Annotated in this window: 8 protein-coding genes and 1 pseudogene; 3 read left to right on the top strand and 6 right to left on the bottom strand. The window is 54.2% G+C overall.

The window, feature by feature from the left end; all coding sequences use genetic code 11:
• Positions 1-79: 79 nt before the first annotated feature.
• Positions 80-664, bottom strand: coding sequence for an acyl carrier protein phosphodiesterase (locus F0169_RS22685; protein WP_152747668.1), 585 nt, complete (start codon positions 662-664; stop codon positions 80-82).
• 154 nt (positions 665-818) lie between these two features.
• Between F0169_RS22685 and F0169_RS22680 the strand changes: the two genes are divergently transcribed.
• The 3 genes from F0169_RS22680 to F0169_RS22670 are packed head-to-tail and all read left to right on the top strand — an operon-like array spanning position 819 to position 3,412.
• Complete coding sequence (locus tag F0169_RS22680) at positions 819-1,145, top strand: ArsR/SmtB family transcription factor (RefSeq protein WP_152747667.1); 327 nt, start codon at positions 819-821, stop codon at positions 1,143-1,145.
• A gap of 13 nt (positions 1,146-1,158) precedes the next feature.
• Entirely contained in the window at positions 1,159-2,325 is a 1,167-nt protein-coding gene (locus tag F0169_RS22675; protein ID WP_152747666.1) for an MFS transporter, read from the top strand.
• 31 nt (positions 2,326-2,356) lie between these two features.
• Positions 2,357-3,412: an alkene reductase gene (locus tag F0169_RS22670; protein ID WP_058413580.1), complete on the top strand. Its 1,056-nt coding sequence runs from the start codon at positions 2,357-2,359 to the stop codon at positions 3,410-3,412.
• A gap of 115 nt (positions 3,413-3,527) precedes the next feature.
• Here the strand turns inward: F0169_RS22670 and F0169_RS22665 are convergent, their stop codons facing one another.
• The 5 genes and pseudogenes from F0169_RS22665 to F0169_RS22645 form a co-directional block, all read right to left on the bottom strand.
• Complete coding sequence (locus F0169_RS22665) at positions 3,528-4,439, bottom strand: hypothetical protein (protein WP_241679160.1); 912 nt, start codon at positions 4,437-4,439, stop codon at positions 3,528-3,530.
• Positions 4,440-4,500: 61 nt separating this feature from the next.
• On the bottom strand, positions 4,501-5,382 hold the full coding sequence (locus F0169_RS22660; protein WP_152747665.1) for a hypothetical protein: 882 nt from the start codon (positions 5,380-5,382) through the stop codon (positions 4,501-4,503).
• A 233-nt stretch (positions 5,383-5,615) separates the two neighbouring features.
• On the bottom strand, positions 5,616-6,497 hold the full coding sequence (locus tag F0169_RS22655) for a hypothetical protein (RefSeq protein WP_152747664.1): 882 nt from the start codon (positions 6,495-6,497) through the stop codon (positions 5,616-5,618).
• Positions 6,494-7,492: a DUF2515 family protein gene (locus tag F0169_RS22650; RefSeq protein ID WP_152747663.1), complete on the bottom strand. Its 999-nt coding sequence runs from the start codon at positions 7,490-7,492 to the stop codon at positions 6,494-6,496. The genes F0169_RS22655 and F0169_RS22650 overlap by 4 nt, the downstream gene beginning before the upstream one ends.
• Positions 7,489-9,695 (bottom strand): annotated as a pseudogene (locus tag F0169_RS22645) (type VI secretion system Vgr family protein). Before F0169_RS22645 ends, F0169_RS22650 begins: the two are co-directional and overlap by 4 nt.
• Between the last annotated feature and the right edge of the window lie 185 nt (positions 9,696-9,880).

Below are 9,880 nucleotides of genomic sequence, written 5' to 3'. Positions count from 1 at the left end.
GGCTTGCTCCCGATGCGGTGTATCAGTTACAGATGAGCTGACTGACACAGCGCCATCGGGAGCAAACCCCCTCCCACATTTATGTCTCAGTCGTCAGTTGAGATTGTGCAAATTTCTGCAACTCGGGATAGAACACCCGGAAGTCCTCACTCAGCGGCTCATACAACGCCTGCAATTCCTGCATGGCATAGCCCAACGCCTCAGGCTGTGTCAGCCGTCGCGAGATGCCGCGCAACACCGGCGCCATCACCGCAAACTCAGCGTAAGAACCCAGCCAATCATCCGCCGCCATAAACGGTGCAATGTGCGCCAAGCGCCCCGGCAACTCGGGTTCGGCCGCCAGCACGCGGTACACCTGCGCGGTAAAGCGCTCCAAAGGCTGGTCGGCATACAGCGCCCAATCGCGCGCCAGGCAGTGGTCGAAAAACACATCGAGCACAATCCCGGCATAGCGCCTGCGGGTGAGGCTGAAACGTGACAACGCCTGCCCCACCAGCGGGTGGCTGTCGGTGAAACGGTCGATTGAGCGATGCAACTGAATCGCCGACTCGATTTGCGGGCTGAACTGGCCCTGCAAGCGACCTTTGACGAAGTCGCCATACAGGCTGCCGAGCAGTTGGGCAGGGAGTTGGCCACCGAGATGCAGATGTGCGAGATAATTCATGGCGCGCAGTCTATCACTGCCGCCAACGTATCGTTATAACCCGATATACCGATTTAGACGGGCCTAAGAGCAAAATCATATTGGTATATCGGGATACACCGATTTAAAGTTCGCCTCATCGCGATATAACGCTTTACGACACCGAGCAACCGCCATGTCCATTGACCTCGACGAAATAATAAAAGCCCTGGCGCACCCAGTACGGCGAGACATTCTCAACTGGCTGAAAGACCCGAAAGTGCAGTTCCCCGAGCAACTGCACAACCACGAATACGGCATCTGCGCCGGGCAAATCGACCAGCGCTGCGGCTTGTCGCAGTCGACCGTGTCGGCCCATCTGGCGACCTTGCAACGCGCGGGCTTGATCAGCAGCCAGAAAGCCGGGCAGTGGCACTTTTTCAAGCGCAATGAGGAGGTGATCCACGCCTTCCTCGCAGCGTTCATCGCTGAACTTGGCGCCCAAACCAGCACACCGCTGTAACAAGGAAACGCAAATGCCCCTCTCGCTACTCATACTGGCCCTGAGCGCCTTCGCCATCGGCACCACCGAGTTCGTCATCATGGGCTTGCTGCCCGATGTGGCGGCAGACTTGGGCGTGTCGATTCCCGGCGCCGGCTGGCTGGTCACCGGCTACGCCTTGGGCGTGGCCATCGGCGCGCCGTTCATGGCACTGGCCACCGCCAAGCTGCCACGCAAGGCCGCACTGGTGGCGTTGATGGGCATCTTTATTGTCGGCAACCTGCTCTGTGCACTGGCCAGCGACTACAACGTGCTGATGTTTGCACGCGTGGTCACCGCGCTGTGCCACGGCGCGTTCTTCGGTATCGGTTCGGTGGTTGCCGCCAACCTGGTGCCCACCAACAAACGCGCGTCGGCGGTGGCCTTGATGTTCACCGGCTTGACCCTGGCCAATGTGCTCGGCGTGCCACTGGGCACGGCCTTGGGCCAGGAAGCCGGTTGGCGCTCGACGTTCTGGGCAGTCACCGTGATTGGCATCGTGGCGCTGATCGGCCTGATCCGCTTTCTGCCGGCCAAACGTGACGAAGAAAAGCTCGACATGCGCGCCGAACTGGCCGCCCTCAAAGGCGCCGGCATCTGGTTGTCGCTGAGCATGACCGCATTGTTCGCCGCCTCGATGTTCACCCTGTTTACCTACGTCGCGCCATTGCTGGGCGATGTCACTGGCGTATCGCCCACAGGCGTGACCTGGACCCTGCTGCTGATCGGCCTCGGCCTCACCGTGGGCAACATCATCGGCGGCAAGCTGGCGGACAAGCGCCTGGCGGCCACTTTGATCGGCGTGTTTATCAGCATGGCGGTGATCTCCACCGCACTGACCTGGACCAGCGTTGCGCTGATCCCGACAGAAATCACCCTGTTCCTGTGGGCCACCGCCTCGTTCGCCGCCGTACCGGCGCTGCAAATCAACGTGGTGACCTTCGGCAAAGCCGCGCCAAACCTGGTGTCGACCCTGAACATCGGCGCCTTCAACATCGGCAACGCCCTCGGCGCGTGGGTCGGCGGCAGCGTGATCGCCCACGGTTTCGGCCTGACCAGCGTGCCACTGGCAGCCGCGGGCCTGGCAATCCTCGCCCTGCTGGTGACCCTGATTACTTTCCGTCAGAGCGGCGATGCCGACCTGGCCCCTGCGACCAACTGATCAATCCACTTAAAGAGAAGGGTGTTATCCCATGACGACTATTTTCGATCCGATCAAACTGGGCGACCTCGAACTGTCGAACCGCATCATCATGGCGCCGCTGACCCGCTGCCGCGCCGATGCCGGTCGCGTGCCTAACGCGATGATGGCCGAGTACTACGTACAACGCGCGTCCGCTGGCCTGATCCTCAGCGAAGCCACGTCCGTAACCCCACTGGGCGTCGGCTACCCGGACACCCCAGGCATCTGGTCCAACGACCAGGTACGCGGCTGGGCCAATGTCACCAAGGCCGTTCACGGCGCAGGCGGCAAAATCTTCCTGCAACTGTGGCACGTCGGCCGCATCTCCCACGAGTCCTACCTCGACGGCGAAACCCCGGTAGCACCGAGCGCGATCAAAGCCGACGGCCACGTCAGCCTGGTTCGCCCACTGGCCGACTACCCTACCCCGCGCGCCCTGGAAACCGCTGAAATCGCCGACATCGTCGACGCTTACCGCGTAGGCGCTGAAAACGCCAAGGCCGCAGGCTTCGACGGCGTGGAAATCCACGGCGCCAACGGCTACCTGCTCGACCAGTTCCTGCAAACCAGCACCAACCAGCGCACCGACCAGTACGGCGGCTCCCTGGAAAACCGTGCACGCTTGCTGCTGGAGGTCACCGACGCCGCCATCGAAGTCTGGGGCGCCGGCCGCGTCGGTGTGCACCTGGCACCGCGCGCCGATGCACACGACATGGGCGACGCCAACCCGGCGGAAACCTTCACCTACGTCGCCAGCGAACTGGGCAAACGTGGCATCGCGTTCATCTGCTCGCGTGAGAAAGAAGCCGGCGACAGCCTCGGCCCACAACTGAAAAAAGCCTTCGGCGGCCCATACATCGCCAACGAACGCTTCACCAAAGACAGCGCCAACGCCTGGCTCGCTGCCGGCAAGGCTGACGCCGTGGCCTTTGGTGTTCCGTTTATCGCCAACCCGGATTTGCCTGCACGCTTGAAGGCTGATGCACCGTTGAACGAAGCGCACCCGGAAACGTTCTATGCCAAGGGGCCGGTTGGCTATATCGACTACCCGACGCTGGCGCTCTGATTTGTAGTGGTAAGGGGGCGGTAGAGGTAATTTACTGGCCCAGGTGAAAGATGTCCGTGTCGAGAGATACGGGCATTTTTTTGGGGCAGATTTTAGTGAAAGCGCTCAACGAAACTTACCGGCGCAAAGCATTGATCGGTGGATCTTGATAGGTCTCGTCAATTTCGATGCCTGCGGCGCGAGCTTTTTCTTCTAATCGCAAACGTCTTTTCTTCGAAACTTCAAGCTCTCCTGGCAGTAAATCTTTCCAATGCGCCTTGTCTTTATCCTCTGTAAAGCCGGAGACCCAATACTCCCGTTCGGTTGCAAACCCCATAGTAATTAGATACGTGCCTGTTTCAGCAGGATTATCCTTAGAATCATGCCGCCACGCCTTTAAGTTTAAATAAGCGTTATTATTGTAAAAATACCAATCATAAAATGCGCCTATCTTCATCCACTGATTAATGTCGGGTTTGTAGTGTGGGTCAAGCCAAGGGTGGCTTGACACATATTCCCCCAGCACACGCCCGGGAGCATCTACCTTTCGCGCTTCAGCACCCGAAATACGTGGATCACCGGGAAAATAATAACGCTTCCACCCCGACGAGAGTAAATTTTCGATTAGCTGATAAATAAAGTCTATATTTTGCTGGTGAGTGCTGTTATCTGGAAGACCTCTTAAAGAGATATCGACACCTTCAATGTTGTCACCAACCCTATCGTCGATAACTATTGTAACACTGGTAACTTTCGGGATAACGAGAGTGCTATCGGAGTTTTTTATAGTGACGCTTGGAAGGTTTTTATCATTTGCCGACTTTTCAAACTTATACCAGCAGAGGTTAAGATGCTTCATGCATTCCTGTGAAAAAGGCTGAGGACTACTGTCCAAAACTGCCTTTACAGGTGCGTGAAGAGCCACTTCAATGGAAGAGTCATTAGTAGTCATAGATGACTGTTTTTTTTCGCAAGCGACAAGAAAAAATAAAAGAACAATTGTTAAGTATATTTTCATCGGTCGCTTGGCCAAATTGCCATCATCCATATCTTATTTCCTTTTTCCAATGCATCTAAGTGGCCTGCACCGTTCGCCCCTTCATCTAAACTCATTTGCTTAATGCTTGAATGGGTGGATCCTGATAGCTCTCATCAATTTCCATACCGCTGGCGCGGGCCTCGTCTTCAATGACACGACGTGCATCTTTATATTTATTTAATCGTGCAGGCAACAACTCTTTCCAGTTAGCTCTATCGTTATTTCCGCTGAACTCTGATAGCCAGAACTCCCTCTCGGTCTTGAACTCCATAGTAATGAGATAGGTGCCTCTAGTAGCAGGATCATCATTGGAGTTACGGCGCCACGCCTTCAACGTTAAATAATCACCCTCACTGTAAAAATACCAACTATAAAAAGAACTGACTTTACGCCAACGATTCATATCGATTACATAATCAGGATCAAACCAAGGATGGCTTGACACGTAATGCCCCAGCACTTTGCCCGGAGAGTCTATATTGCTGGAATTCGAGCCCGAAATACGCGGATCACCAGGAGAGTAATAGTGCTTCCAGCCAGACGATTTAATATTTTCAATGATTTTATATATAAAGTCTCTATTTTGCTCATGAGTACTATTGTCCGGCAACGCTCTTAAAGTAACATCAATATTTTCAATATCCTTCCCGACCTGATCGTCTACCACGACCGTCACACCGGTCACATTTTGAAAACCAAGCGTACGGTCTGCACTCTTTATAGTGACACTGGGAAGATCTTTTTCATTTGCTGAGCTTCCGATTCTATACCAACATAAACCCAAGTTTACCATGCACTCTTTAGAAAACTTTACCGCACTGGTCTTTATGGTCTCTTGAGCAGGCACGTGGAGGGCTAACTCTACACTTGCGTTATGGACTGCTACTGACGACTCGTCTTGCTTGCATCCGCTTAACACAACGAAGACGACTATTAACCAGAGTGACTTCATTGCGCACTCGCCCATGTAGAGATTTCTCGTATCCCACCCTCCCTATAATCGATTTCAGTCTGCATTAGCAAATACCCTCTCCCATATCCCACAGTTTTTAGTAGCCCAGAACAACTTCGCGGACGGAACCGTTTCAGGTGTTAGCTCTGAACGAGGTAATCAGCAGCATGTGCATTTGGCTTTATTCACGTGTAAACGTCTAATCGCACAGCAGCGCCACCCACTCACGAAACTTATTTGCGCAAAGCGTTAATGGGTGGATCTTGATACGTTTCATCAATCTCAATACCTGCCTCACGGGCTTGTTTTTCGAGTGCCAAACGTAATGCGTGATACTCATCAATTCGTTTTGGCAATAAGGCTTTCCAGTTAGCCCTGTCCTGCTTGTCGGAGATGCCGGCAACCCAGAACTCTCTTTCTGATTTGAACTCCAAAGTAATAAGATAGGTTCCCGTTTTATCCGGATCATCTTTGGAGTCCCGGCGCCAGACCATTAAGTTAAGGTACTCATCGTTATGGTGAAAATACCAATTATACATAGGGCCCGACTTTAACCAATGGTCGATATCAATCTTATAGTCGGGATCTAACCATGGATGATTTAATACCGGGTGGCCCAATACTTCACCAGGAGCGTCTATCTTCGCAGCCTGCGAGCCAGAAATTCGCGGTTCTTCAGGAAGATAGAAACGCTGCCAGCCTGCCGCATTAATATCTTTGATAAGATTAATTATAAAATCTCTATTTTGCTCATGCGTACTATTGTCAGGCAACGCTCGCAAAGTAACACCAATATTTTCAATATACTCCCCAACCTCATCGTCTACTACTACTGTCACACCGGTTGCATGCTTAAAAGCCAGCTTACTGCCTGCGCTCTGTATAGTGACACTGGGAAGATTCTTTTCGTTTGCTGACCTTCTAATTTTATACCAACATAAACCTAGGTTTCCCATGCACTCTTTAGAAAATTTTACTGCACTATTAGCTATAGCTTCTTTGACCGGCGCATGAATAGCCAGCTCCACATCCAAATTATTAACTATCACTTTTGACTCACCGTCGTTACATCCGCTTAAAAAAATTAAGACGATTATAAACCAGAGCGACTTCATCGCGCATTCGCCCACTTAGAGATGGCGCGCATCTCGCCTTCCATGTAATCAGTTTTAGTCTGCATTAAAAAATCATACTGCGCTGCAATATCTGAAATAAAAACCATACGATCACTTTCATCATATAATTCCCCCTCGGTCATTCGAACTTTAAGCTCCGGTTGTTCGACATCGCAAGCAGCACTAAAAGCCGCAACCCTGACAGGGACAAAGGGTGCCCACTCAAATGATGCCTGCATTTCTAACGTCTCCTGAAAGCGTGGATGGTCGTAAATCAGGGGTTGCAAAATCAATCTTTGCTCGTGATCAGCTATAGAAATTAGAGATAAAAATCTCATTTTTAATTGTTGGGGTCCAGAAGGTAGCGTTTCTACTTTTTGAATTTCAATAAAAGCTTGTGTAATAAATTTCGTAACGCGCAAACCCTTCAATATCGGAAGCGCGTCATCCGCCCAAGGCAAACTTTCAACACTTGCCTTGATCTGCCCCTCAAAACTACCCACATCACGTTCCGGTGCGCACTCTTCAAATTGATCCGGGTACTTACGATAAAACCAGTGCCATACAAAAATATCTTGAAATAGCCAGAAGTTACCTTCCCCTAAAAAATTCTTCCCAATACGCAACGCCGGCTGGACCATCAGCGGCGTCATCAACAAATAAGGCTCATTCGGAATAAAATCCAACCCGCACCTCACCTGCTTACTCGCAAACGCCGCCAGCCCCATCCAGTAAAATCGGCCCTTCAGCTCCGGCTTCCCGTCCTCGCCCTGCTCCAGATAAAAACTCGCATAGGCCGCCGCAATCCGCGCGGCGCGCGCGCTGAAGTCGGCGACCAGCTCGTAATTGTTGGACGAGGGAGAGCGCCGGTCACTCAAACGGCGGATGGCTTCTTCCTGGCCCATCGCCCAGAGTTTGTCGCAGCCCAGGACGACTTCGTGCACCGAGCCTTCCTGGGTGTTGGTGTTGAACGTAGTAATCGGTTGAGCGCTCATTTTTTTCTACTTGCCTCGTAGTCATCTGCACCGGCTGGCACGATCAATCCATCCCATAGCAAGTGGGCCTTGACCGGTTCTTCGGCGTCGGTTTTGACTCGCTTGGTCAGGCCGCTGGCGTCGCTTTTGACGAGTTGCGGTGCGGTTTCGGAGGGCAGGATAAGTGCCGTCTTGACGGACTTGATGGGTTTGCCACTGCGGGTGACGAATTTCAGTTGTTCGTTGTAATGCTCGCTGACTCGGGATTTGAGCAAGCCGCCTGCGCGTGCCTGGTCGACGATCACGGGGATCAACGGGCCGAGAATATTCAGGCCTGAGCCAGTACCCGCGCCACCGCCTGAATTAACCAGCACTTGGGCACCACTGACGGTCACCCCACCCGCGTCGACTTTGATAAAACTCCCACCCGCCTTCGCCGTCAGTTCCATGCCTGCATCGAGGACGACTTTTTCACCGGCGTGGTAGTGAATTTCCGTTCCTGCGTCCACAAACAGCGCGGTGCCTGCTTTTATATGCCGGGTTGCGCCGACGGTGAGGTGGTCATCTGCGCGCACTTCGGTCTTGCGATCCAGGGACGTGATGCGGTGTTCCTCGACCTTGAATTCGCTGAACACGTTGGCCTCGACCGTGTCGTGGCGCTCATTGCCCACGCGGATTTTTTGGTCGTGTTCGATGTTTTCATCCCAATCGCGCTGGGCGTGCAGGTAGATTTGCTCGGCGCCTTTTTTATCTTCGATACGCAGTTCGTTGTAGCCCTTGCCACCCGGCGAGCTGAGGGTTTTGAAGGTGCTGCGGGTTTTGTGGGCCGGCAGGTCGTAGGGCACGCGGTTTTCTTTGTGGTAGAGGCAGCCGGTAATCAGCGGTTGGTCGGGGTCGCCTTCAAGGAAGGTGACCAGCACCTCCATGCCGATGCGTGGAATCGCGATGCCGCCGTAGGCGTTGCCGCCCAGCCGGTGGCAACGCGTAGCCAGCAACTGGTGTGGGCGTCGGCCTGGCCTTCGCGGTCCCAGTGAAATTGCACTTTGACGCGGCCGTAGGGGTCGCAGTGGATTTCTTCACCGGCTGGCCCGGTGACAACAGCGGTCTGGCTGGGCATGCCCAGCGGTTTTTTATGCGCCAGCGCCGGGCGATAGTGCGCGTCCCACGGTGTGGCGAGGAAGCTGTTGCGGTAGCCCTGGTGAAAGTCATCCTTGTTATCAGTGACGTCGCTGGTGATGTTTTCGCCCAGCACTTGCGGTTGTTTGCCCTCGTGCAATACCTCCAACAGCAGCCAGAGGTCGTTCCATTCAGTGCGCGGGTGCTCAGCAAGGCTGAGGAAGTGACCACTCACCAAGGTCGGTTCATCAGCTTTGCCTTCAACCAGGATGTAGTCGCTGCGATGGCGCTGCAGTGCGCGCGTCGCTAACTGCTTGCCGCGTGCGCCGTCGGTGAAACGGCCGGGGTAATCGTAGTCTTCAAGTTCCGGCGAGGCGTCGGTGCGGGCTGAGCCTTGAGGCAATTGGCGCGGTTTTTCAAAGTTGTAGTCCAGGCGGCTGACCTGGCTGGTACGGGTTTCCAGGCGCAGGCTGAAGCGTTTGACCACGGGCGTTTCAGCGGCCATGCCGGAGTCTTGCTGGTAATTCACCGGCGCCAGTTTGCGGAACACCGTTTGGTCATCACCGAACACCAGTTGGTGGCCGCTGGCGCTGTGCTGGAAATGAAAGTGAATACCTTCCTCTTCACACAGGCGCTGGATGAAATGCAGGTCGGATTCGTCGTACTGAACGCAGTAATCGCGGTCCGGGTAGGTGGCGCCCAGTTGGAAGCGGTAAGCGTCGGCCAAAATGCCGTGCGCTTCCAACACCTGGGCGATGATCTTCGGCACCGACAGTTGCTGGAAAATTCGCTGGTCTTGGCTGTGCTGCAAGTAGGCGAGTTGCGGCACCAGGCTGATGCTGTAGCGAGTCAGGGTTTTACCCGAATCGCCCTGCTCGATACGGTAGACCAGGCCGTGAATGATGCCTGCCCCGGTTGCGCCGAAGGTCAGGTGGCCGGGCGTGTGCAGCAGTTCTTCAAGTTTCAGGTCGGGGCGCGAGCTGACCAGTTCGATGTCGAAACAGAACGGCTGGTTGAGGGCTTCGCGCCCTACAAACCCGAGGACTTGCAGGTCGTCGGAAACACCCTCAAGGCTGAGAACAATGTGGGTGGCGTTTGCGTCCAGCATGCGTCGGATCCCTTCCTTTGAATAAGCAGGGTCCGATAATGAAGCATTAAACTGCTCACCTCAACGAAGATAGACGGCAACCAGACCTGGCCTACTTTCAGTTGGGAGGCTTCCCACACAGCGCGCATCCGGCGGTTCGTCTCCGTCATTATTTTAGATAGAGACGCCCTGAGTAACATTCCTTC

Origin of the sequence: Pseudomonas kitaguniensis (assembly GCF_009296165.1) — a bacterium.
GTDB lineage: Bacteria > Pseudomonadota > Gammaproteobacteria > Pseudomonadales > Pseudomonadaceae > Aquipseudomonas > Aquipseudomonas kitaguniensis.
The sequence above is the reverse complement of the archived record's forward strand: the minus strand, read 5'-3'. Positions and strand labels throughout refer to the sequence as shown.